Source organism: Micromonospora sp. Mcm103 (assembly GCF_024519755.1).
GTDB classification, from domain to species: Bacteria; Actinomycetota; Actinomycetes; order Mycobacteriales; family Micromonosporaceae; genus Micromonospora; species Micromonospora aurantiaca.
This window is the reverse complement of sequence record NZ_JALJRJ010000017.1, coordinates 129,801-151,500: the sequence shown is the minus strand read 5'-3', so window position 1 is coordinate 151,500 and position 21,700 is coordinate 129,801. Positions and strand designations below refer to the sequence as shown.

The 21,700-nt window shown below is 73.3% G+C and carries 22 protein-coding genes and 1 pseudogene; 17 read left to right on the top strand and 6 right to left on the bottom strand.

Going from position 1 to position 21,700, the window contains the following annotated elements:
- The first annotated feature begins 1 nt into the window (after position 1).
- Complete coding sequence (locus OC439_RS21325) at positions 2–1,957, top strand: vWA domain-containing protein (RefSeq protein ID WP_262014963.1); 1,956 nt, start codon at positions 2–4, stop codon at positions 1,955–1,957.
- 155 nt (positions 1,958–2,112) lie between these two features.
- On the opposite strand, the gene OC439_RS21320 is transcribed toward OC439_RS21325, so the two are convergent.
- Positions 2,113–2,916 (bottom strand): aminotransferase class IV family protein, encoded by an 804-nt coding sequence (locus OC439_RS21320; protein ID WP_262014962.1) that lies wholly within the window; start codon positions 2,914–2,916, stop codon positions 2,113–2,115.
- 26 nt (positions 2,917–2,942) lie between these two features.
- Between OC439_RS21320 and OC439_RS21315 the strand changes: the two genes are divergently transcribed.
- The 5 genes and pseudogenes from OC439_RS21315 (at position 2,943) to OC439_RS21300 (ending at position 5,433) form a co-directional block, all read left to right on the top strand.
- Positions 2,943–3,323, top strand: a complete 381-nt coding sequence (locus tag OC439_RS21315) for a MerR family transcriptional regulator (protein ID WP_262014961.1) — start codon at positions 2,943–2,945, stop codon at positions 3,321–3,323.
- A 56-nt stretch (positions 3,324–3,379) separates the two neighbouring features.
- Positions 3,380–3,478: pseudogene (locus tag OC439_RS30385) on the top strand (AbiV family abortive infection protein); the annotation flags it as partial.
- 25 nt (positions 3,479–3,503) lie between these two features.
- Positions 3,504–3,797 (top strand): hypothetical protein, encoded by a 294-nt coding sequence (locus OC439_RS21310; protein ID WP_262014960.1) that lies wholly within the window; start codon positions 3,504–3,506, stop codon positions 3,795–3,797.
- Between the two features lie 458 nt (positions 3,798–4,255).
- On the top strand, positions 4,256–4,831 hold the full coding sequence (locus OC439_RS21305; RefSeq protein ID WP_262014959.1) for a hypothetical protein: 576 nt from the start codon (positions 4,256–4,258) through the stop codon (positions 4,829–4,831).
- 116 nt (positions 4,832–4,947) lie between these two features.
- Positions 4,948–5,433 carry a hypothetical protein gene (locus OC439_RS21300; RefSeq protein WP_228531604.1) on the top strand — a complete coding sequence of 162 codons (486 nt, stop codon included), beginning with the start codon at positions 4,948–4,950 and terminating at the stop codon, positions 5,431–5,433.
- A 51-nt stretch (positions 5,434–5,484) separates the two neighbouring features.
- Here the strand turns inward: OC439_RS21300 and OC439_RS21295 are convergent, their stop codons facing one another.
- Positions 5,485–6,552, bottom strand: a complete 1,068-nt coding sequence (locus OC439_RS21295; RefSeq protein ID WP_262014958.1) for a GlxA family transcriptional regulator — start codon at positions 6,550–6,552, stop codon at positions 5,485–5,487.
- Positions 6,553–6,622: 70 nt separating this feature from the next.
- On the opposite strand from OC439_RS21295, the gene OC439_RS21290 reads away from it, so the two are divergent.
- Positions 6,623–7,921: an MFS transporter gene (locus tag OC439_RS21290; RefSeq protein WP_262014957.1), complete on the top strand. Its 1,299-nt coding sequence runs from the start codon at positions 6,623–6,625 to the stop codon at positions 7,919–7,921.
- A 51-nt stretch (positions 7,922–7,972) separates the two neighbouring features.
- On the opposite strand, the gene OC439_RS21285 is transcribed toward OC439_RS21290, so the two are convergent.
- The 3 genes from OC439_RS21285 to OC439_RS21275 are packed head-to-tail and all read right to left on the bottom strand — an operon-like array spanning position 7,973 to position 9,549.
- On the bottom strand, positions 7,973–8,695 hold the full coding sequence (locus OC439_RS21285) for an RICIN domain-containing protein (RefSeq protein ID WP_262014956.1): 723 nt from the start codon (positions 8,693–8,695) through the stop codon (positions 7,973–7,975).
- Between the two features lie 57 nt (positions 8,696–8,752).
- Positions 8,753–9,037, bottom strand: a complete 285-nt coding sequence (locus OC439_RS21280) for a DUF427 domain-containing protein (RefSeq protein ID WP_262014955.1) — start codon at positions 9,035–9,037, stop codon at positions 8,753–8,755.
- 41 nt (positions 9,038–9,078) lie between these two features.
- Positions 9,079–9,549 carry an aminoacyl-tRNA deacylase gene (locus tag OC439_RS21275; protein ID WP_262014954.1) on the bottom strand — a complete coding sequence of 157 codons (471 nt, stop codon included), beginning with the start codon at positions 9,547–9,549 and terminating at the stop codon, positions 9,079–9,081.
- Between the two features lie 91 nt (positions 9,550–9,640).
- Here OC439_RS21275 and OC439_RS21270 point away from each other — a divergent pair, with 91 nt between their 5' ends.
- The 7 genes from OC439_RS21270 (at position 9,641) to OC439_RS21240 (ending at position 16,941) form a co-directional block, all read left to right on the top strand.
- Positions 9,641–11,026, top strand: coding sequence for an FAD-binding oxidoreductase (locus tag OC439_RS21270; RefSeq protein ID WP_262014953.1), 1,386 nt, complete (start codon positions 9,641–9,643; stop codon positions 11,024–11,026).
- Positions 11,023–12,366 carry a class I SAM-dependent methyltransferase gene (locus OC439_RS21265; RefSeq protein WP_262014952.1) on the top strand — a complete coding sequence of 448 codons (1,344 nt, stop codon included), beginning with the start codon at positions 11,023–11,025 and terminating at the stop codon, positions 12,364–12,366. The genes OC439_RS21270 and OC439_RS21265 overlap by 4 nt, the downstream gene beginning before the upstream one ends.
- A gap of 91 nt (positions 12,367–12,457) precedes the next feature.
- Positions 12,458–13,018, top strand: a complete 561-nt coding sequence (locus tag OC439_RS21260; protein WP_262014951.1) for a winged helix-turn-helix domain-containing protein — start codon at positions 12,458–12,460, stop codon at positions 13,016–13,018.
- The gene (locus tag OC439_RS21255; RefSeq protein ID WP_262014950.1) at positions 13,011–13,856 is read left to right on the top strand and encodes an SRPBCC family protein; all 846 of its coding nucleotides are present in this window, start codon (positions 13,011–13,013) and stop codon (positions 13,854–13,856) included. The genes OC439_RS21260 and OC439_RS21255 overlap by 8 nt, the downstream gene beginning before the upstream one ends.
- 60 nt (positions 13,857–13,916) lie before the next feature.
- Complete coding sequence (locus tag OC439_RS21250; RefSeq protein ID WP_262014949.1) at positions 13,917–14,150, top strand: zinc ribbon domain-containing protein; 234 nt, start codon at positions 13,917–13,919, stop codon at positions 14,148–14,150.
- Between the two features lie 209 nt (positions 14,151–14,359).
- Complete coding sequence (locus OC439_RS21245) at positions 14,360–15,439, top strand: hypothetical protein (RefSeq protein WP_410054943.1); 1,080 nt, start codon at positions 14,360–14,362, stop codon at positions 15,437–15,439.
- A complete protein-coding gene (locus OC439_RS21240) occupies positions 15,436–16,941 on the top strand; it encodes a hypothetical protein (protein WP_262014948.1) in 1,506 nt (501 codons plus the stop codon). The genes OC439_RS21245 and OC439_RS21240 overlap by 4 nt, the downstream gene beginning before the upstream one ends.
- Before the next feature lie 10 nt (positions 16,942–16,951).
- Here OC439_RS21240 and OC439_RS21235 read toward each other — a convergent pair whose 3' ends face one another.
- Entirely contained in the window at positions 16,952–17,905 is a 954-nt protein-coding gene (locus tag OC439_RS21235; RefSeq protein WP_262014947.1) for a S41 family peptidase, read from the bottom strand.
- A gap of 78 nt (positions 17,906–17,983) precedes the next feature.
- Between OC439_RS21235 and OC439_RS21230 the strand changes: the two genes are divergently transcribed.
- From OC439_RS21230 to OC439_RS21220, 3 genes are all read left to right on the top strand, one after another.
- Positions 17,984–18,481 carry an ArsR/SmtB family transcription factor gene (locus OC439_RS21230; RefSeq protein WP_262014946.1) on the top strand — a complete coding sequence of 166 codons (498 nt, stop codon included), beginning with the start codon at positions 17,984–17,986 and terminating at the stop codon, positions 18,479–18,481.
- 129 nt (positions 18,482–18,610) lie between these two features.
- Positions 18,611–20,890 (top strand): putative bifunctional diguanylate cyclase/phosphodiesterase, encoded by a 2,280-nt coding sequence (locus OC439_RS21225; protein ID WP_262014945.1) that lies wholly within the window; start codon positions 18,611–18,613, stop codon positions 20,888–20,890.
- Between the two features lie 130 nt (positions 20,891–21,020).
- Positions 21,021–21,653, top strand: coding sequence for a hypothetical protein (locus tag OC439_RS21220; RefSeq protein ID WP_262014944.1), 633 nt, complete (start codon positions 21,021–21,023; stop codon positions 21,651–21,653).
- Positions 21,654–21,700 lie beyond the last annotated feature (47 nt).

Genomic DNA, 21,700 nt, shown 5'->3' with positions numbered 1-21,700 from the left:
AGTGGCCGGCGGCAACCGCTTCCGGTACGGGCAGTGGCGCGGCGGACCCGACCCGCTCGCCCCGCCGTACGACGTGCGCGCCGCGGTGGACGCGGTCGGCTCGGACGTGCTCGCCGGCGGCAGCCTGCGTGAATCGCTGCGCGAGCTGCTGCGACGTGGCCCGCAGGGGCGCGGCGGGCTGGACGACCTGGCCGCCCGCGCCCGCCGCCTGCGCCGGGAGGCGCTGCGCCGCGGCGACCTGGACGGCGCCGTCACCCGGGCCCGGGCGCTGCTCGACCAGGCGCTCGCCGCCGAACGCGACGAGCTGCGCGGCCGCGACGGCGACGACGCCCGGTTCGCCGAGGCCGTGCTCGACAACCTGCCCCGCTCCACCGCCCGCGCGGTGTCGGAGCTGTCCGAGTACGACTGGGCCAGCGCCGAGGCGCGGCAGACGTACCAGCGGATCCTCGACGGGCTGCGCGGCGACGTGCTGGAGCAGCGGTTCGCCGGGCTGCGCGACGCTGCGCGAGCCACCGCCGACCCGGCCGTCCAGCGGCAGCTCGCCGAGATGATGCGCGACCTCAACGACCTGCTCGCCCGGCACGCCCGCTCCGAGGACACCACCGACGCGTTCGCCGAGTTCATGCGCCGCCACGGCGAGTTCTTCCCGGAACGCCCCACCGACGTCGACGAGCTGATCGACGTACTGGCCCGGCGGGCGGCCGCCGGCGAGCGGCTCATGCGGTCGCTGTCGGACCGGCAACGCGAGGAACTCGCCGGACTGATGCGCCAGTCGCTCGGTGACCGGCTCGCCGGTGAACTGTCCCAGCTCGACGCGCACCTGCGGTCGCTGCGGCCGGACCTGAACTGGCAGCGCGGCGAGCGGGTCCGCGGCGACGAGCCGCTCGGCTACGGCGAGGCCACCGGCGCGCTCGACGAGATCGCCGAACTCGACGAGCTGCTGGACTCCCTCGACCACGACCAGCCCGGCGCCACACTCGACGACGTCGACGTGGAGGCCGTCGCCCGCACGCTGGGCCGGGACGCCGCCGACGACGTACGCCGGTTGCGGGAGCTGGAACGCGAACTGCGCCGCCAGGGCTGGGTCACCCGCGACGCGGACGGGCTGACGCTCAGCCCCAAGGCGCTGCGCCGGCTCGCGAGCACCGCGCTGCGGCGCGTCTTCTCCGACCTGACCGCCGGCCCGCGCGGCCAGCACGACCTGCGCACGGCGGGCGCCGCCGGCGAGGTGAGCGGGGCGTCACGCCCCTGGGAGTACGGCGACGAGCAGCCACTGGACGTGGTGCGCACGCTCACCCGGGCGGTACGACGGGCCGGTCCCGGAGTGCCGGTGCCGCTCGCGGTCGAGGACTTCGAGGTGGTGGAGACCGAACGGCGGGCGTCGGCGGCGGTGGTGCTGTGCGTCGACCTGTCGTACTCGATGATCTCGCAGGGCCGGTGGGGTCCGATGAAGCAGACCGCGCTGGCACTGTCGCACCTGATGGCGACCCGGTTCCCGCAGGACGCGCTGCAGATCGTCGGCTTCGGCCGGGAGGCGATGCCGCTGACCCAGCAGGAGCTGGCGGCGGTGGAGCCGGACATGCAGCAGGGCACCAACCTCCAGCACGCGCTGCGGATCGCCGGACGGCACCTGCGCCGCCACCCGGGTGCCGAGCCGGTGGTGCTGGTGGTCACCGACGGTGAGCCGACGGCGCACCTGGACCCGGAGGACGGCGAGGCGTACTTCCACTGGCCGCCGCTGCCGGAGACCATCTCGGCGACGATCCGGGAGGTGGACCGGCTGACCCGGTACGGCGCGACGCTCAACCTGTTCATGCTGGGCGACGATCCAGGGCTGCGCCGGTTCGTGGACGCGGTGGCGCGACGTTCGGGTGGCCGCATGTTCACCCCGGACTTGGACGACCTGGGCGAGTACGTGGTCTCCGACTACTTACGCTCCCGCCACGGCCGCCGCTGACAGCCGGCCGCCCACGGTCGGTTCCTGCGCGACTCGGGTATCGCTCCGGACGCGGTCGACGTGGCCACCCCGCTCCAGCTCGACCGGGCCGCGCGGTGGCCGGCGGTCACGAGTGGGTGACCGCCCACGCCGTTACACCACAGCGCTCTCGACGATCACAGCGCGACCGCAGGCTCTTCGGCATAGGCGGCGTGCAGAATGCGCAGGAATTCCTGGTCCTGGACGAGCGGCTCGTCGCCGAGTCGCGCGACCGCGATGCCCGGCGTCCACGAGTTCACCACCGCGGCCGCGACACGCCCGCCGAGCTCGCCGCACCTGACCTCCTGCGTCCGTTGAGGAACCCTTAGTGCGTCGAGTCGGCGCGTCAGGATCTGCATCGTGACGCCGGGGAGGACCTCGGCGCACGGCCAGATAACGGCCTCTCCGTCCCAGAAGGCGAGGTTCCAGATGGTGGCCTCGCTCAGCCGACCCGATCGGTCGGCGAACGCGGCGTCGTCGAAGCCCCGGGCGCTCGCGCGCCTGAGCAGGAGCGTCTTCGACACCTCGCCGACGTGCTTGACGCGGGGGAGATGCCGCTCGTGCTCGACGACGTCGAGCGAGAGAGGTCCGGACGGCGCAGTCGCGGGATCGGTGACCTTCACCAGCACGTCGAGGTCAACGTCCTCCCCAGCGGGGGCGAACTCTTCCGGCCGCGAGGAGACGAAGCATGTCAGCGACGCGTCCGGGGGAGCGGCCGCCAGAGCGCTGCGCATCTGCTTGAGGATCGTCTCGTCAGCCAGGTGACGGCCGAAGAGCTCGTCGCTGGCGTCCCGAAGACGGGCCAGGTGCAGGTCCAGCCCTCGCACACGATGGTCCCGGACCTGCATCGCGGTGAAGTGGGCGAACCCGGCGAAGGCCAGTGGCGCGAGGTCCGCCGCCTCGGCCGCCCTACCATTGAACAGAGTGATCGATGTGGTCATGCAAGCGACCGTAGGAGTTGACACCAGTGGCAGAGGCAAGCGGCGCGACCCAGGGAGCGGCGCTGCGGATCGGCGATGTCGCGGCTCTCACGTCGGCCACGCCGCGGATGCTGCGTCACTACGAGAACCAGGGCCTCATCGCTGCGGAGCGCTCGTCCGCCGGCCAGCGCCTGTTCGCCCCGTCCGTCGTCGAGCAGGTCCGCTCCATCCGGTGGCTGCTCGGCGCAGGGTTGCCCGTGGAGGCTATCCGCGAGCTCCTCGACTGCATCCACGACACCGACCGCCTCGAACCGTGCGCAGTTCCGCTGCTCGTGGAGCATCTCCAGGCGTACGACGGCCGCATCGCCGAGCTCACGACGACGAGGGACGCGCTGCAGGGGCTCATCGACGCGTCGAACGGGTCATGATCGACCATCTGCGTCCCTGATGGCGGCTCGGACCACCGTCGACACGACGTCGTTCGGTGGCGCTGGTCGAGGATGCGGCGCTCCTCGCCTCCCATGACAGCCCCGGCCGGGCGCAGGCGCTGATCGTGCTCGCCATGGAGGAACTCGCCAAGGCACGCTGGCTGTACGAGGTGGCCGAGCTTGGAGACGTTCACGGCCACGGCCAAGCAGCGCAACCTCGACAAGCAGGCAGGCTTCTGCGTCGATCGGGACGGCGAGAGCATCACCAGCCCTCTCGCCATCACCGCCGGCGACATCGCGAACGCCATCCGGCGCATCGCCAAAGTGGTGCAGATGCACCTGGTTGAGGACCACACCCGTCAACAGGATGCGCCCGATGCTTCATTGGACCCTTGGAGAGGCGCCACAACTCCAAGATCGCCGACCCCCGGAGTCCGAGACGTCGGGGGCTCTCGCAGCGCCGAACCGGCCTAGCTCTCCTCCTCCGAGCCCGCGCGATCTTGCACTTGCATACCCCACGAGCCTCGCAAACAGGGCGTTCCGGGGGCTCAAACTGCAAGATCGCGCGGTGCCCTCACCTCCTTGAGCACGGGTGGGCGGAGTGGGGCGGTCTGCCCGGCGGGGCGGGGGTTCTGGGGTGGGTGTCCGGTTCGGGGGTGGTGGGCGGCACCGTGGAGGCGGAATCGGTGGCGGGTCGGTGGCGTTGTAACCGGGTGAACGACCGAGCAAGGGCTCGCCCCCGAGCGGGGCGGTATCCGTGAAGGCCCGGGAATCATCCCGGCCCGCCGGTCGTTGAACACGTCTCCGGCGCCGCGCAGAGGCACCCCCCGCCCCGCGAGCAGCCGGATCCCCTCGAAGACTTTTGAGCGCCTGACGGTGCCCACGTATCCCGTCCCCCGCGGGTGCGTCGACCCCCGAATGGAGCATTTCTGATGAACACGATTCTGCGTAAGAGCGTTCTGGGTATTGCTGGTCTGGCCTTCACCGGTGGCGTGTTCGCCGGTCCGGTCGCCGCCCACGCCGCAGACACCACCACCCATACCAAGCCGGTTGCGGTGACGGTGCAGGGTGACAAGCTGATCCCGCACGGTGTGCAGGGTGAGCAGTCGCGTATCGAGTTGAACGACGAGCAGACCAAGAACGTGAAGGCGATCATCGCGGCGACGAAGAAGGCCGGCATGGACGAGCGTGCCGCGGTCGTCTCGATCGCCACCGCGTTGCAGGAGTCGAAGTTGGAGAACCTCGGCCACCTCGGTGACCGTAACGACCACGACTCGCAGGGCCTGTTCCAGCAGCGCCCCTCCTCCGGTTGGGGCACGGTGGAGCAGATCACCGATCCTGAGTACTCCACGACGGCGTTCCTGAAGGGTCTGAAGCAGGTCGACGGCTGGCAGGACATGCCGCTGACCAAGGCCGCCCAGACCGTCCAGGTGTCGGCTTACCCCGACCACTACGCCCAGTGGGAACAGCAGGCCGCCGACCTGGTAGCCGAGCACTGGAACAAGTAAGACCAAGAGCTGAAGGCCGGCACCCCGAACCAACGGGGTGCCGGCCTTCACGCGTCCGGGTGAACCGGGCCCGGTAGCCGGGGTGGCCGCAGCGGCCGCGAGGGTTGGATGCGGGCATGGACGAGGTGGACGCCCCGGCACTACGGCAGGCGTACGAGGAGTTGTTCGCGGAGATCGACGCGGGCGGGTTCGGCCCACCGCCCGAGGGCCAGCTGAGCGCCGAGCAGATCGTCGCGCACCTCGCCGCCAACGACGAGCTGATGAGCGAGGCGACCGAGGCGGTGCTGGCCGGGTCGCCGTTCGCCTACTACGACCTGGACACCATCCACCGTCCGCAACTGGACGCGCTGGTCTCCGAGTGCGGCGGGCTGGACGGTCTGGCCGCGTTGTTCCGGGCCACCAGCCAGAAGTTGTGCGCGCTGGCCGAGCGGCTCGGCCCGGCGGCGGAGACACCAGTGGACACGGTGCTACGCGAGGGCTTCGACCTGGACGTGGACGACTCACTACCGTGGGGCAGGGCGCTGGACCTGCACATCCGCGTGCACCTGCCGCTGCACCTCGCCCAGCTCCGCGCCCTGCGCCGCCAGCCCCACCTCGCCTGAGCCGCCCGAACCGTCGAGCCGCCCGAACCGTCGAGCCGCCCGGACCGTCGATCATGCAGTTGTGGCAGTGGACAACTCCGGCATGCCCGGCCTTCCAGGCGCCACAACTCCATGATCGACGAGAGTGGAACGCGGAGTGGAACGCGGGGCAGGAGACGGGCGGAACGTTCGGCGGTAGGCGGTGGGGGATACGCCGACCCGGGTGTGGAAGTGCTGGCGCAGTGCGGCGGTGGTGCCGAAACCAGCGTCCCGGGCGATCCGGTCGACGCTCAGATCAGTCGTCTCCAACAGCACCCGGGCGTGCTCGGTGCGCTGCTGGAGCAGCCACTGCGCCGGGCTGAGGCCGGTCTCGGAGCGGAAGTGCCTGGTGAACGTGCGGACGCTCATCCGTGCGTGCGCCGCCATCTCGCGCAGCGCCACCGGCTCGTGCAGCCGCTGCCGTGCCCACTCGCGGGTGGCGGCGGTGCCGTTGCCGGCGCCGCGGGGCACGGGCCGTTCGATGTACTGGGCCTGCCCGCCGTCGCGCCACGGCGGCACCACGCAGCGCCGGGCGGCCCGGTTGGCGACCGCGCTGCCGTGGTCGGTGCGGACGACGTGCAGGCACAGGTCGATGCCGGCGGCCACCCCGGCCGAGGTGAGCACACGGCCGTCGTCGACGAAGAGCACGTCGGGGTCGAGCGGTACGCCGGGGTGCAGGCGGCGGAAGCGCGACGCGTACGCCCAGTGCGTGGTGGCCGGGCGGCCGTCGAGCAGGCTGGCGGCAGCGAGTACGAACGCGCCGGTGCAGATGGACATGACGCGCGCGCCTCTGTCGTACGCGGCCCGCAGCGCGTCGGTCACCTCGACGGCAAGCGTGCCGTCGTGCAGCGGTGTACCCGAGTGGATGCCGGGGACGATCACGGTGTCGGCGCGCTCCAGCAGTTCCAGGCCGTGGTCGGGGAGGACCTGGAAACCGGCGCTGCTGCGGACCGGCAGCCGGCCGGGGGTGCAGGTCGCCACGGCGTACAGCGGGATGTTGTCGTCGGCGCGGGCGGCGCCGAGGACCTGGGCCGGGGTGCCGAGGTCGAGCGCCACCACGCCGTCGAGGGCGAGGACGGCGACCCGGTGCGGTACGGACATGGCCCGATTATTGCGCACGATGGCTTTCCGGCCACTCGTCGCGGAAACCGCCCGGCCCGAGACTCGGTAGGTGACCCGATTCCGCCTGCACCCGGCCTGGCTCGTCGCCGCCGTCGCCTTCGTCGCGCTGGTCGGCGCGGCCGGTTTCCGCGCCACCCCGGGCGTGCTGCTGCACCCGCTGCACGCCGAGTTCGGCTGGCCGCTGGCGACCATCTCCGCCGCCGTCTCGGTCAACCTGCTGCTGTACGGCCTCACCGCGCCGTTCGCCGCCGCGCTGATGGACCGGTTCGGCATCCGCCGGGTGGTGGCCGGCGCGCTGGTGCTGGTGGCCGCCGGCAGCGGCCTGACCGTGGGGATGACCGAGAGCTGGCAGCTCCTGCTGTGCTGGGGCGTCCTCGTCGGGCTGGGCACCGGGTCGATGGCGCTGGCGTTCGTGGCGACGGTGACCGGGCGCTGGTTCGTCAAGCGGCGGGGCCTGGTGACGGGTGTGCTCACCGCCGGGGGCGCGGCCGGGCAGCTCGTCTTCCTGCCGCTGCTGGCGGTGCTGGTGCGCGACCACGGCTGGCGCACGGCGGCACTCGTCGTCGCCGGGGCCGCGCTGGCGGTCGTACCCCTTGTGGTGTGGTTGTTGCGGGAGTATCCGGCGGACCTGGGGCGGCCCGCCTACGGCGCGACCGAGGTCGTGCCGCCGGCCCGGCCGGCGGGCGGCGCTGCGGCGCGGGCGGTCGGCGCGCTCGCCGCCGCCGCGCGGACGCGGCCGTTCTGGCTGCTCGCCGGCGGGTTCGCGATCTGCGGCGCGACCACGAATGGCCTGGTCGGTACGCACTTCGTGCCCGCGGCGCACGACCACGGCATGCCGGAGACCACAGCCGCCGGGCTGCTCGCCGTGGTCGGGCTCTTCGACATCGCCGGCTCGATCGCCTCCGGCTGGCTCACCGACCGGGTGGACGCCCGGCTGCTGCTCGGCGCCTACTACGCGTTGCGCGGGGCGTCGCTGCTGGTGCTGCCGGGCCTGTTCGCCGGTACTGCGGAGCCGAGCATGCTGGTCTTCATCGTCTTCTACGGGCTGGACTGGGTGGCGACGGTCCCGCCGACGGTGGCGCTGTGCCGGGAGTGGTTCGGCGCGTCCGGCGCCGTGGTGTTCGGCTGGGTGTTCGCCGCGCACCAGTTCGGCGCCGCGCTCGCGGCCACCGGTGCCGGCCTGGTCCGGGACCGGCTCGGCGACTACGCGCTGGCCTGGTACGTGGCCGGTGCGCTGTCGGTCGGCGCGGCCGGGCTGTCGCTGCTGCTGCGCCGCCGTCCCGCCGACGAGCCCGCGTTCGTGCTGCCGGTGGTCTCGGACCGGCGGGCCTGGAGCTACCGGGGGTGACGGGCCGCCGCCACCGGGGGCTGACAGGTCAGCGCCACCGGGGCCGACCGGTCAGCCGGCCGCCCACTGCTGCTCGGGAGCGCCGCTGCACGGCGCCTGCTCCAGCTCGCGGCCGGGCTCGGTGCCCGCGTCGTCGACCTGCGCGCACTTGCCGCTGTGCACTGCGACGAGCAGCGCCGCGCCGTCACCGGCCGCCTGGAACTTCCACTGCTGATTGGCCTGCCCGTTGCAGGACCACTGCTGCACGTCCGTGCCGTCGTCGGTCTTCGCCTCGTTGACGTCCAGGCACTTGCCGCTCGCCGCGTTGACGAGCAGGTAGGTGTCGTTGGTGACCGGCGTGACCACCCACTGCTGCTCCGGCCCGCCGGTGCAGTCGGCGAGCGCCGCCTGGGCGCCCTCGGCCTCGTCACCGGTCACGCCGAGGCAGCGCCCGGACGGCACGCCCCGGATCACCTTCGGCGTGGCCACCGGCGCGGCGGGGGTGCTCGGCGCCGCGCTCGGCGAGGGCGACGCCGACGGCGTGGGCTCCGCCGTCGGTTCCGCGCTCGGTTCGCTCGGCGCCACGGTGGGCACTGCCGCCGCCGGCACGACCGGCCGGTCGGAACCGCCGCCGAGCACACCGGTGGCGAAGAAGGCCCCGAGGAGTACGCCCGCCACGCCGACGCCCAGCGCGACCCGCATCAGCGGGTCCTGGGGCAGCCGGACGCCACGGGCGCCACGGGCGCGGCGGGCTCCGTAGACGGTGCCGGACGGGTCGGAGTGCGGGTCGGCCATGGGGGCATAGTGACCCACCGGGGCCGCCGGGTGCCAGTCGCCCGGCGGCGCGGTGACTCAGCCGACGACCCGGACGTCCTTCCAGAACGCCACCCGGTCGCGGACCATCTCCGCCTCCGGCTTGGGATCGGGGTAGTACCAGACGGCGTCCGGGCTGGTGGCGCCGCCGTGTTCGAGCGTGTAGTAGGAGGCCGTGCCCTTCCACGGGCAGACCGTGTGGGTGTCGGACTCCCGGATCAGGTCCGCGCGCAGCGCGGTACGGGGGAAGTAGTGGTTGCCCTCGACCACCACTGTGTCGTCGCTCTCGGCGACGACGAGGTCGTTCCAGACGGCTTTCGGCATGTCCTCCACGCTATGCCGGTGGCCGCACTACCGGCCACCGCTCAACGCGTCGGCTCCTCATCGGTCACGTCCGCCACCGTCGCGCCGAGCGCGGCCAGCGCGGTGTCCGCGTCGACGGCGACGGCGAGGCCGTGCTCGCCCGCGCCGAGCGTGACCTCCCGGCCGCGCAGCCGCTCGTCGGCGACGACCGGCCAGGCGGTGGTGGAGCCGAACGGCGTGATGGTGCCGCGCGCGTACCCGGTGGCGGCCTTCGCCGCCTCGGCGTCGGGCATCGACAGCCGGCTCACCCCGAGCAGGGCGCGCAGCTTCGGCCAGGAGACCACCCGGCCGCCGGGCGTGAGCACGAACAGCAGGTCGCCCTCGCCGCGGCGGACCACGATCGTCTTGACCACGTCGGGCACCTCGACGCCGCGTGCCGCGGCCGCCTCGGCGAGGCTCGCGACCGGACCGTGGCGGATCACCCGGTACGGCAGGCCGGCGTGGTCGAGAGCGGTCAGCGCGGGATTCGCCATGGCGGTCACGGTAACGCGCGAGTCGACCGCGAGTCGGCGAGGCCACCGTGGACGTCCCACGAATTGTCGTACCCGCGCGTAAGGTGATCTCATGCACGCTGTCCGTGATCATGAACGGGCGGTGGACACGCTGCGGCGCTCCTACGCCGCGGTGCCCGCCGGGGAACCCGTACGGCTGGCCAAGCAGACCTCGAACCTGTTCCGGCCCCGCTCCGCGCCGCGTACGCCCGGCCTGGACGTGAGCGGCCTGACCGGTGTGCTCGCTGTGGACCCGGCGGCCCGTACCGCCGACGTGCAGGGCATGTGCACGTACGAGGATCTGGTCGACGCGACGCTGCCGCACGGCCTGATGCCGCTCGTCGTGCCGCAGTTGCGCACCATCACGCTGGGCGGGGCGGTGACCGGCCTGGGCATCGAGTCCACCTCCTTCCGCAACGGCCTGCCGCACGAGTCGGTGCGGGAGATGGACGTCCTCACCGGCGCGGGGGAGATCGTCACGACCCGGCCGCAGGGCGAGCACGCCGACCTGCACCGGGCCTTCCCGAACTCGCTCGGCAGCCTCGGCTACGCGACCCGGCTGCGCATCGAGCTGCAACCGGTCCGCCGGTACGTGTCGCTGCGCAACATCCGGTTCACCCGGCTGGAGGAACTGGTCGACGCGATCGGTGAGGTGGTCGCCAAGGGCGCCTGGGGCGGTGACCCGGTCGACGCCATGGACGGGGTGGTGTTCAGTCCCGGCGAGGCGTACCTGGTGCTCGGCACGTTCACCGACGAGGCCGACGACGGCCCGTCCGACTACACCGGCCAGGAGATCTACTACCGCTCGCTGCGCCGGCGCACCCGGGACACGCTCACCGCGTACGACTATCTCTGGCGCTGGGACACCGACTGGTTCTGGTGTTCGGCGGCGTTCGGGGTGCAGCACCCGGTGGTGCGGCGGCTGTGGCCGCGGCGCTACCGGCGCAGCGACGTCTACCACCGGATCGTGCGGCTGGAGCACCGGCACCAGGTGGCCGCCCGGGTCGACAGGTGGCGTGGCCGCCCGGCCCGGGAGCGGGTGGTGCAGGACGTCGAGGTCCCGCTCGACCGCACGCCCGAGTTCCTGCGCTGGTTCGCCGCGAACGTGGGCATGACGCCGGTGTGGCTGTGCCCGCTGCGGCTGCGGGAGCCGTCCGGTCCCGGGTCGGCGAAGGCGTGGCCGCTATATCCGCTCCAACCGGGCGAAACGTATGTGAACATCGGCTTCTGGGGGAGCGTGCCCATCGCGGCGGGCGCCGCCGACGGCGACGTCAACCGCCAGATCGAGCGCATGGTGTCGGAGGTGGGCGGCCACAAGTCGCTCTACTCCGACGCGTACTACGACCGGGGCGAGTTCGACCGCCTCTACGGCGGGGACACCTGGCGTGCCGTGAAGGACCGCTACGACCCGGACCACCGACTCACCGGACTGTACGAGAAGGCGGTATCCCGAGCATGAGTCTGACCGACCGAACACCGGGGGCGGCGAGCGCCCCGGCCGGCCCGCCGGCGGGCGGGCGGCGTACCGGACCCACAGTCGCGGACGTGGTCCGCGCGGTCACCACCGGCGACCTGCCCGTCCGGGTCACCGGCTACGACGGCAGCGCGCTGGGCCCGGCCGACGCCGGGATCACCCTGGCGATCCGCACCGAGCGGGGCCTGTCCTACCTGCTCACCGCGCCCGGCGACCTGGGCATGGCCCGGGCCTACGTCAGCGGCGACCTGGGGCTGGAGGGGGTGCACCCGGGCGACCCGTACGAGGCGCTGCGGGTCATCAAGGACGAGGTGCCGCTGCGGCTCCCGGCGATGAGTGAGGCACTCGCGCTGGTCCGGGGGCTGGGCTGGGAACGGCTGCGCCCGCCGCCGCCCCCGCCGCAGGAGGCGGCCCCGCGCTGGCGGCGGCTGATGACCGGGCTGCGTCACTCGCGTACCCGGGACAGCAGCGCGATCTCGCACCACTACGACGTGTCGAACGCCTTCTACGAGAAGGTGCTCGGGCCGTCCATGACGTACACCTGCGCGGTGTACCGCAGTCCCGGCGACACGCTGGAGGAGGCGCAGCGGAACAAGTACGACCTGGTCGCCGGCAAGCTGGCGCTCAAGCCGGGGATGCGGCTGCTGGACGTCGGCTGCGGCTGGGGCGGCATGGTCCGGCACGCGGCCCGCGAGTACGGCGTCAAGGCGCTCGGTGTGACGCTGTCGAAGGCGCAGGCCGAGTGGGCGCAGGCGGCGATCGAACGGGAGGGGCTGAGCGAGCTGGCCGAGGTGCGCCACCTGGACTACCGGGACGCGCCGCGCGAGCAGTTCGACGCGATCTCCTCGATCGGGCTGACCGAGCACATCGGCGTGCGCAACTACCCGGCCTACTTCGGCGCGCTGCGCTCCCGGCTCAAGCCCGGCGGGCGGCTGCTGAACCACTGCATCACCCGCGCCGACAACCGGGCGCCGCACCGCTCCGGCGCGTTCATCGACAGGTACGTCTTCCCGGACGGCGAGCTGGCCGGCCCGGGCCGGCTGATCAGCGAGATCCACGACGCCGGGTTCGAGGTGCACCACGAGGAGAACCTGCGCCAGCACTACGCGCTGACGCTCGCCGGCTGGTGCCGCAACCTGGTCGAGCACTGGGACTTCTGCGTCGGCGAGGTCGGGCCGGGCACCGCGAAGGTGTGGGGCCTCTACATGGCCGGCTCCCGGCTGGCGTTCGAGCGCAACGGCATCCAGCTGCACCACGTGCTCGCCACGCACAACGGCCCGGAAGGGGTGAACGGGTACCCGCTGCGTCCGGACTGGACGCCCTGACCGGTCGTACCGACGAAAGGCCGCGCGGACCGCGCGGCCTTTCGTCGATGCCATTGACAAAGAAGTTTTGTACGTACAAACTGATTTTGCCATGAGAGACGTCCTGTACCTGGAACAGCGCGAGCAGGCCGAGATCCTGCTCAAGCCGCAGCGCATCGAAGTGCTGCGGCAACTCGCCGAGCCCCGCACCTGCACCGAGGTCGCGGCCCGGCTGGAGCAGACGCCGCAGCGCGTCTACTACCACGTCAAGCAGCTCGTCGCGGCCGGGCTGGCCGAGCAGGTGGCACAGCGGCAGGTGCGCGGCATCACCGAGGGCATCTACCAGGCCGTCGCCCGGTCGTACTGGCTCTCGCCCCGCCTGGTCGGCCGCATCGGCGGCACCCGCCGGGCCCGCGACGAGCTGAGCCTGGGCTACCTGCTCGACCTCATGGAGGAGGTCCAGGCCGACATCGCCGCGCTGGACCGCACCGCCCCCGAACTGCCGTCCGTCGGCGTCTCCGGTGAGATCCGGGTGCCCGCCGAGCGACGGCAGGAGTTCCTGCACGACCTGCAGACGACGCTGCAGGACCTGTTCACGCGCTACGGCGGCGCCGAGGGAGACGCCTTCAAGCTCGCCGTGGCCTGCTACCCGAAAGGCGACACGCATGACTGAGCCGATGACCATCCGCGCCCGCCTCGCCGCGCCGGTGGCGACCGTCCGCCGGGCCCTGACCAACCCCGCCGAGCTGCGCGTCTGGCTGGCCGAGCACGTCGAGGTCGAGCTGCCCCGGCGGTACGAGTTCTGGGGCCGCTACACGCCCGAGGGCGACGCGCCACACCAGCGGCTGCTGCACGTCGACGACCGGACGCTGCGCTTCGCGTGGACGCTCGACGGGGTGGAGACCACCACCGAGTTCGAGCTGGAGCCCGACGGCGACGGCACCATACTCACGCTGCGGCAGAGTCACTTCGACTACGCGGAGGCGATGAGCGGCAGCAGCATCCGCGGTGTGCTCCAGACGTACTGGTACCTGGCGCTCGCCAACCTCAACGACCACCTGGACGGCCGGCCGCTGCTGCCGCGTACCGACTTCACCTCCGCCGACCTGCGCGGCGAGCTGCTGATCGACGCGCCGATGGACAAGGTGTGGACGTCACTCACCGACTCGGAGCAGGCGGGCGCCTGGTTCGGCTACCCGATCGGCATCGAGCCCTGGGAGGGCGGCCGGTACGCGATGGGCGGCTTCGACGCCGGTCAGGCCGCGAAGGTGTTCGACGTGACGCCGGGACGGGGGCTCTCCATCGACTGGGGACCGACCGGCGTGACCTCCTGGGAGCTGGACGAGTCCGAGGGCCGGACGAAGCTGACGTTCGTGCAGTCCGGCTTCGACGAGGGCAACCCGCCGTACGGCGCCTGGACCGGCATCGTCTCCGGGTTCGCCGAGCTGCGGCGCTTCCACGAGGTGCCGGACTGGCGGCCGATCTGGCTGACCGACGAGGTTCCCGCCTGACCTTCCGGTGACCCACCCGGGGCCCGCTTAACCCGGGCCCCGGGTGGGTAATGCCGGGCGATGTTCTTCATCATCGGGCTGCGGACCAAGGTCGTCCGGTCCGGCGTCGTCACCCAGGTCTGCCGCAACTGCGGCAACCAGGCCGCCCAGGTGATCACCCGCCGGGTCACCAGGTTCAGCCTCTTCTTCATTCCGCTGATCCCGCTGCGCACCCGGTACGCGCAGCAGTGCACGTTCTGCGGCGCCGAGTACGACATCTCCCGCGCCGAGGCCGAGCGCCTCCCGGTCGGCTGACAGTGACCCGCTTCCTCTACTGGCTGATCGGCCGGCAGCCCGCCACTCCGATCGCCCCGCCGGTGCACACCGCCGCCCGTCCACCCTGCACGCCCGGGCGCCGGCACCGCCGCCGGCGTCGCCGGGTCGCGGGCGCGCAGTCGCCCCGCTCGCCCTGGAACCGCTCCGCCGGCCGCTGAGTCCCGGGTGCGCACACCTATTCTGGGATCATGGGTGGCGTGGAGGAGCGGCTGGCGCAGATCAGGGGAGGTGGGCCGCCCCGACGGCACAACGCCCGCACCATCGCCGCGCTGACCGGCAACCCCGGCTGCCCCCGCCGCGCCGTGCTGGACAGCGCCGGTGCGGACAAGCCGGCGCTCGCCGAGCAACTCGGCTTCCCGGCGAAGTTCGGCCAGTCCCGCTTCGCGATCACCCGGGGCAACGCGTTCGAGGCGCAGGTCAAGGCCGACGGCGGGGCGGAGTTGCTGCGCCTGGTCGCGGAGCGGCTGGGCGTACCGGTCCCGGCCGATGCCACCTGGACCGACCTGGGCGCCGACGACGACCGGCCGGAGCGGTCCCGGGCGGCGCTCACCGCCGGCGGCGACGGCCCGGCGCTGTTCGACCACCCGCTGCTCGGCCTGGACGTGGCGGGCACCCGGGTGCACCTGGAACCGGACCTGGTCGCCGCCCGGCTGGCCGGCCGGTTCCACGTCGTGGAGATCAAGTCGTTTCCGGTGATCGACGGGCAGGCCGACCCGGGCAAGGTCGCCGCCGCCGCGATCCAGTCCGCCGTCTACGTGCTGGCGCTGCGCGAGCTGCTCGCCGCCGAGGGACGCGACCCGGAGCTGGTGTCGCACGAGGTGGTGCTGGTCTGCCCGCGCGACTTCGCCAACCAGCCGGTGGCCAGCCTGCTCGACGTGCGCCGGCAACTGCTGGTGCTGCGCCGCCAGCTGGCCCGGATGGCCCGGGTCGAGGAGCTGCTCGCCGCCGTACCGGCCGGGTTCACAGTCGACCCGGCGGCCGATCCGGCCACGCTCGCCGCCGCGCTGCACCAGGTGCCCGCCCGTTACGCGCCGGACTGCCTGGCCGCCTGCGAGCTGGCGTACTTCTGCCGGCACGAGGCGCGCGGCCGGACCGGCGCGCTGGGCCGGCCGGTCCGCGAGGCACTGGGCGGCGTGGAGAAGGTGGCCGACGTGCTGGCGCTCGCCGAGGGCGTGGCCGCGCCCGAACCGGAGCAGGCGGAGGCCGCCGCGCTGCTGCGGGCCGCCGCGCGCCTGCGCGCCGACGCCCTAGCGGGGCAAACCGCGTGAGTACGCTGCGCGCGCTCGCCCGGGCGCAGGCGGTCGCCACCGGGCGGGCCCAGCCGGTGGCCACCGTCCGCCACCTGCACCTGTCGGAGCGGCCGCTGGTGCTGGTGCCGCTCGCGCTCGCCGGTGAGGCGAACGCCCCGCTGGCCGCGATGGTGGGCGCCGCGCCCGACGAGGCGCGGCTGCTGGTGGTGCCGCAGCCGCGCAACCGGGACCAGCGGTTCGCGTTCGCCGCCGAGCTGGCCGCGATCGTGCTGCCGTACCTGGACGAGTTCCGCGACCTGACCGAGGTGGTGCCGGTGGACCGGGGCCGCGACGTCCGCCACCGGTACGTCGACGCGCCGCAACTGCTGGTGCCGAACCCGGCCGGGATCACGTTCCTGCGGCTGTTCGGCCGCTCGACCCGGTTCCGCCGTACCGACGGCGACTATCCGGTGCACCAGTCGGTGCCGCTGCTCGGCCGCTGGCTGACGTTCTTCGCCGAGCGTGCCGAGCAGCCCGGCTCGTCGGCGTTGCTGGCGCTCACCGACGCGCTGACGTTGCACTGGGCGACCGGGCAGAGCGTGGTGGAGGATCTGCACCTGCCGGCGGTGCTGGGCTGGCTGGACCCGCCCGCCGGGCTGACCGGCGCCCAGGCGGCGGTCCGTGCCGAGGACCCGAAGAACTGCCCGCCGGCCGGGCCGGCCACCGACCCGGACTTCGACAACCGCCGGCTCGCCCCGGCGATCGAGGCGTACACCCGGGCCGAGGACGACCCGGCGGCCCGCGCGGCCGCGTACGACGAGCTCGCCGGTCTGTTGCGGGACCAGCTCGCGCCCACCTGGGAGCTGATGTGGCGCGGCGTCGGGCTGTTGCGGACGCTGCCGGCCGGCGCGCGGGTGACCGGCCGGTGGGCCGGTGACCGGGACGCGTTCACCGCGCACGCCGAGCACGTCGACGCCGGGGGCGGCCCGCAGCCGCGACGCGACGGCGCGGTGGCGGCGGCGCTGCGGTTGCAGCGGCTGGAACGGGCGTCGACCGCGTGGGCGGTGCAGCGCGCCTACGACGATCCGCTGGTGATGGCCGAGCACCGGCTGTCCGGGGAGGCGTTCGTCGGCGAGGTGACGCTCGCCGACCCGGTGCGGGTGGACGACTCCGGCAAGCGGCCGGTGCTGCGCCCGCGCATCCAGGTGGTCACCACCGAGCCGGTGCCGATGCCGGTGGGCGCGACGCTGTACTCCCCGGCCCGCCCGGGGCAGAAGGCGAAGGTCGTGTTCGTGACGCCCGGCGGCGACGGCAAGACCGAGGTGGTGCTGGAACTGTCCGGCGGGATGGGCCGGGGGCTGACCGCGCCGCCCGGCAGCGTCCCCGAGGTGGGCGAGCGGATCTGCCTGACCAGCCTGTCCGACGGGTTCCTGCCGGGTGGCGCGTTCCCGGCGCCGGAGGAGACGCCGTGGACGCACGGCGGGCCGCCCGGCACGGCCGTCGCGCCGCCGGACCCGGCCCCGGCGGAGGACTGGTCCTGACCCGCGCGGCTCAGTCCAGGGCGGCGAGGGCCGTCCGTGCCTCGGCCGCCGTCGGCCGGTCCGGGTCCGCCGCCAGCAGCGCCTCCAGGCTCCGGCGGTACGCGACGTCGTGTGCCCGGTCGGCCGGGGTCTCGACGTCCGGGGCGACGCCGCAGCCCTCCCAGTTGGTTCCGCTCGCCGCGTGCACGGGCCGGGCCACCGGCACCGTCAGTTCCAGGTGGGGGTGCAGCCGGTGCCCGACGCGGGGATGCGCGCCACCCCGGGTGGGCTCACCGACCACTGTGGCCCGGCCGAACTGCTGAAGGTCGTACGCCAGTTCCTCGCCGCCGGAGAACGTGACCGGACCGGCGAGCACGTGCACCGGCTTCTCCGGGGCGTACCGGGGGACCGGCAGCCAGGCGGCGCTCCAGAACTGGCGGGTGGCGCCGGAGCGTTCGTGCATGGTGTGCAGGTGCGTCGGCTCGGCGAAGAACCAGCCGCAGATCAGTGCCACCCCGTCCGGGCTGCCGCCCTCGGTGCCGCGCAGGTCGAGCAGGAGCGCGTCGGTGCCGGCGAGCAGCCGCAGCGCGGCGGTCAGCGCGTCGCCGGCCAGGTCGGGCGGGAACACGTACGGCTGGATCTCCAGCAGCCCGACGTTTCCCGGTAGCCGCTGCACCCGGGTCACGCCGCCCATGCCGAGCGCGGCGAGGCGCGCGAAGTGTGCCCCGGTCGGGTCGTCGGCCTCGTCGGACAGCGGCTGCTCGTGATGCTTGAGCCGCAGGTGCAGGTCGCGGTTGGCCAACTGGAGGTCGGCGGTGACGAGCGCGCCGAGCGTGGCGGCGTCGCCCGCCTCGGCGTACGCGCCGGCGCCCAGGCGCTCGCGCAGCCGGCCGGCGATCCGGTCGGCGACGTCGGGCAGGACGTACTCGTCGGCGACCAGGGCGGCGGCCCGTTCGACGATGGCGGTGATCTGGTCCGGATCCATCGAGTCCCCGTTCTCGTGGTGGGCGAGAAGTAGAGCAGCCGGTTGACAAAAGCGTCAAGAGAACTAGACGCTTTCGCGGTGACCGACGATCCGCTGGAGATCCGCGACCCGGCCCAGTTCAAGGCGCTGGCCCACCCGTTCCGGCACCGGCTGCTGTTCGCGCTCGGAGCCGGTCCCGCCACGCTCAGCCGGCTCGCCGCCCGTCTCGGCGCGGCGAAGGGCACTGTGGCCCACCACCTGGCGGTGCTGACCGAGGCCGGCATGGTCCGCCCGGCACACAGCCGCCAGGTCCGGGGCGGCACCGAGCGCTACCACGAACGCACGTTCCGCCGCCTCGTCGGCGCCGGCACCGACGCGAGTGCCACCGCCGCGCTGCTCGGGGCGTACGCCGAGGAACTCGCCGGTGACACCGACCCGCTCGTGCACCTGCGACACCTGCGGCTCACGCCGGCCCAGGCCCAGCGTCTGCGATCCACGCTGGACGAACTGGTCGGTGAGGCCGAGGAGGCGCCGCCGGGGCAGCCGCGCTACGGCGTGCTGGTCTCCCTCTACCGGCACCCGCCTGCGGTCCGCTGACCGACAGTCGTCGACTCTGGCGGCAGTCCCCGGCGCTGGCTAGGCTTGCGCCGTCCGTCGTCCGGTCCTCGTCGTCGAGGGTGCACGTCTGGAAGAGAGCCGGAGCGCATCGTTGTATCCCAGCACGACGTGAGCCTCGCCGCCGCGGCGCCGGCCCGTCATCCGCTCGTCGGCCGTGTCGGACTTGTCGCGGCCGCTGTCGTCGTACTCGGGGAGATGGCCTGGCTGGCCGCCCGGCTGCCGGGCGCGGCGCTGGTGAGCGACGTCGGCGCGATGGCGGTGTCGAGCTGGGCGGCGGTGCTCTGCGTCGGCGCGGCGCGACGGCAGCCGGCCGTGCTGCGCCGGTTCTGGGAACTGCTCGCCGCCACCATGGTGCTCGCCGCGCTCGGCCGCGCGGTGTGGACAGTGGAACGGCTCGGCGGGCTCGGCCTGCCTCACACTCCGCTGGTGGCGGGCCTGTTCGCCGCCGGCATCGTCACCGGCACCGGCGCGCTGCTGTGCTCCCGCACCGGCCCGCGCAGCGTGATCGGCCGGGCCCGCACCCTGCTCGACGGGGTGATCGTCGGGCTGGCCCTCATCCCGATCGGCTGGGTGGTGGTGTTCCACCGCATCACCGACGCCGAGCTGGCCGACCCGATGCGGACGTTCGGGCTGCTCTACCCGATGTTCGACCTGATGCAGCTCACCATCCTGGTGGCGGTGGCCGGTCCGGGCCGGCCGATGTGGCGGGCGCTCACCGTGATCGGTGCGGGCCTGGCGATCCGGTCCGGCGCGGACGCCGTCTACGTCTCGCTGGTCGCACGCGGCGACTACACGCCCGGGCACCCGGTCGACGTCTGCTGGCCGCTGAGCTACCTGCTGGTCGGCCTGGCCACCCGCTATCCGCCTCCGTCCGACGGGGACGGCGAGGACGACCTGGTCGACTCGCCGCTGCCGCCGTGGTGGCGGGTCGCCTTGCCGTACCTGCCGGTGGGCGGCGCGATCGTCGCGGTCCTGCTGTCCCGGCAGCCCAGCGGGCAGACCCCGCAGGTGGTCTTCGTCGGCATGATGGGCCTGCTCGGGGTGCTGGCGCTGCGCCAGGGGCTGGCCGCGAACGAGAACCTGCGGCTGGTCGGCCGGCTGCGCCGGCTCGCGTACTCCGACCAGCTCACCGGCCTGCCCAACCGGCTGACGTTCGTCCGGCGGCTGCGGCGGGCGTTGCGCGCCGGCGGCCCGGTCGCCGTGGTGCTGCTCGACCTGGACGGCTTCAAGCAGGTGAACGACAGGTTCGGGCACGCCGCCGGGGACCGGCTGCTCACCGCCACCGCGGAACGCATGCGGGACGCGGTCGGCCCGGACGGGATGATCGCCCGGCTCGGCGGCGACGAGTTCGCGGTGCTGGTGGCCGGGGAACGTCAGGTGTCACCGGAGCGGCTCGCGGTCCGGCTCCTGGCCGCCCTGGAACCGCTGCCGGGCGAGGAGGACCTCGGCGTCCACCCGTCGGCGAGCATCGGCATCGCCGAGTACGGGCCGCAGCACACCTCGCACACCGACCTGCTCCGCGACGCCGACATCGCCATGTACGCGGCGAAGGCCGCCGGCAAGGCCGCGTACCGCACGTGCACGCCGGAGCTGCGCGAGTCGGCGGTCAGCCGGGCCGAGCTGATCGCCGACCTGCGCCGCGCGGTGGACGAGGGCCAGTTGCTGATGGAGTTCCAGCCGATCGTCGACCTGGACACCGGCACGGTACGCAGCGCGGAGGCGCTGGTGCGCTGGCGGCATCCCCGGCTGGGCGTGCTGACCCCGGCGCGGTTCCTGCCACTGGCCGAGGAGACCGGGCTGATCGTGGCCATCGACAGGTGGGTCATCCACGAGGCGTGCCGGGCGGCGGCCACCTGGCGCGAGCACGCGCCCGACGTGACCGTGGCGGTGAACATCGCCGCCGCCCACCTGTGCCGGCCCGACCTGATCGCCACCGTCACCGGCGCGGTCGGCGCGGCCGGTCTGCCGCCCCGCGCGCTCACCCTGGAACTGACCGAGTCGGCGCTGATCGAAGGCAGCGAGTCGGTGCTCGACCGGCTGTCCCAGCTACGTGACCTCGGCATCCGCATCGCCATCGACGACTTCGGCACCGGTTACTCGTCGCTGAGCTATCTGCACCGCATCCCGGCCACCGAGCTGAAGATCGACAGGTCGTTCGTGTCCCGGCTGGACGCCGGCGACGCCCGCGCGTACGCCACAGTCGAGATGGTGAACCGGCTGGCCGGCGCGTTCGACCTGGCCGTGGTCGCCGAGGGGGTGGAGACCGTCGCACAGCACGCGGCGGTCACCGCGATCGGCTGCCGGCAGGGTCAGGGCTGGCGGTACGGCCGTCCGGCCGCCCTGACGGACCTGCTTCCCGCGTTGTCCGGAGCGGACGCCGGGCGCTGACCGGCCCGGGGCCACGGGGGCCGAAGGTCCCGGACGGGACAGGGGATTCGACCCTGCTCACCTGCGGTCCGCCACCGCCATTATGGTTCTCGTCAACAAGACGAACACACCCTCCACACGGGAGCTTGATATGAAGCGACGGACTCTCGACCTGCTGTTCAGCATCGGTGGGCTGGGCCTGGCGGTCCTGCTGCTCGTCGTCGGCGTCGTCCTGACGACGAACGCCAACTTCGCCAACGACTACGTACGCGACCAGCTCGGCGCGCAGCACATCACCTTCACCCCGGCGGACAAGCTCTCCGACGAGGAGAAGAAGTCGGACTGCCTGCGCGAGTACGCCGGCCAGAAGATGACCACCGGCAAGCAGGCCGAGTGCTACGCCAACGAGTACATCGGCCTGCACCTGAAGAACATGGCCGGTGGCAAGACCTACGCCGACCTGGGCGAGCCGCAGAGCGCGCTGCGCGAGCAGGTGGCCCAAGCCGAGCAGAGCAACGCCGCCAACCTGGCCGACCTGCAGAAGCAGCTCGCCGAGGTGAGCGCCCAGCGGGAGACCGTGTTCAAGGGCGAGACGCTGCGCGGCCTGCTGCTCACCTCGTACGGCTTCAGCGAGTTCGGCCGCAAGGCCGAGCAGGGCGCCCTGGCCCTGTACCTCGGCGCGGGCCTGCTCCTGCTGCTCTCGGCCGCCGGCCTGGTGCACGCCTTCCGCACTCCGGCAAACGCGACCTTCGCCGCCCCGGAGAAGGAGAAGGTCACCAACTGACCGCACCGACGACGCCCCCGGCCGATCATGGTCGGGGGCGTCGTCGT

Excerpts from the sequence above, each read along its gene's own strand:
- OC439_RS21320 (WP_262014962.1), bottom strand. The coding sequence starts at position 2,916 with ATGACCACATCGATCACTCTGTTCAATGGTAGGGCGGCCGAGGCGGCG.
- OC439_RS21305 (WP_262014959.1), top strand. The coding sequence starts at position 4,256 with ATGAACACGATTCTGCGTAAGAGCGTTCTGGGTATTGCTGGTCTGGCC.
- OC439_RS21300 (WP_228531604.1), top strand. The coding sequence starts at position 4,948 with ATGGACGAGGTGGACGCCCCGGCACTACGGCAGGCGTACGAGGAGTTG.
- OC439_RS21295 (WP_262014958.1), bottom strand. The coding sequence starts at position 6,552 with ATGTCCGTACCGCACCGGGTCGCCGTCCTCGCCCTCGACGGCGTGGTG.
- OC439_RS21285 (WP_262014956.1), bottom strand. The coding sequence starts at position 8,695 with ATGGCCGACCCGCACTCCGACCCGTCCGGCACCGTCTACGGAGCCCGC.
- OC439_RS21280 (WP_262014955.1), bottom strand. The coding sequence starts at position 9,037 with ATGCCGAAAGCCGTCTGGAACGACCTCGTCGTCGCCGAGAGCGACGAC.
- OC439_RS21275 (WP_262014954.1), bottom strand. The coding sequence starts at position 9,549 with ATGGCGAATCCCGCGCTGACCGCTCTCGACCACGCCGGCCTGCCGTAC.
- OC439_RS21270 (WP_262014953.1), top strand. The coding sequence starts at position 9,641 with ATGCACGCTGTCCGTGATCATGAACGGGCGGTGGACACGCTGCGGCGC.
- OC439_RS21265 (WP_262014952.1), top strand. The coding sequence starts at position 11,023 with ATGAGTCTGACCGACCGAACACCGGGGGCGGCGAGCGCCCCGGCCGGC.
- OC439_RS21260 (WP_262014951.1), top strand. The coding sequence starts at position 12,458 with ATGAGAGACGTCCTGTACCTGGAACAGCGCGAGCAGGCCGAGATCCTG.
- OC439_RS21255 (WP_262014950.1), top strand. The coding sequence starts at position 13,011 with ATGACTGAGCCGATGACCATCCGCGCCCGCCTCGCCGCGCCGGTGGCG.
- OC439_RS21250 (WP_262014949.1), top strand. The coding sequence starts at position 13,917 with ATGTTCTTCATCATCGGGCTGCGGACCAAGGTCGTCCGGTCCGGCGTC.
- OC439_RS21245 (WP_410054943.1), top strand. The coding sequence starts at position 14,360 with ATGGGTGGCGTGGAGGAGCGGCTGGCGCAGATCAGGGGAGGTGGGCCG.
- OC439_RS21235 (WP_262014947.1), bottom strand. The coding sequence starts at position 17,905 with ATGGATCCGGACCAGATCACCGCCATCGTCGAACGGGCCGCCGCCCTG.
- OC439_RS21220 (WP_262014944.1), top strand. The coding sequence starts at position 21,021 with ATGAAGCGACGGACTCTCGACCTGCTGTTCAGCATCGGTGGGCTGGGC.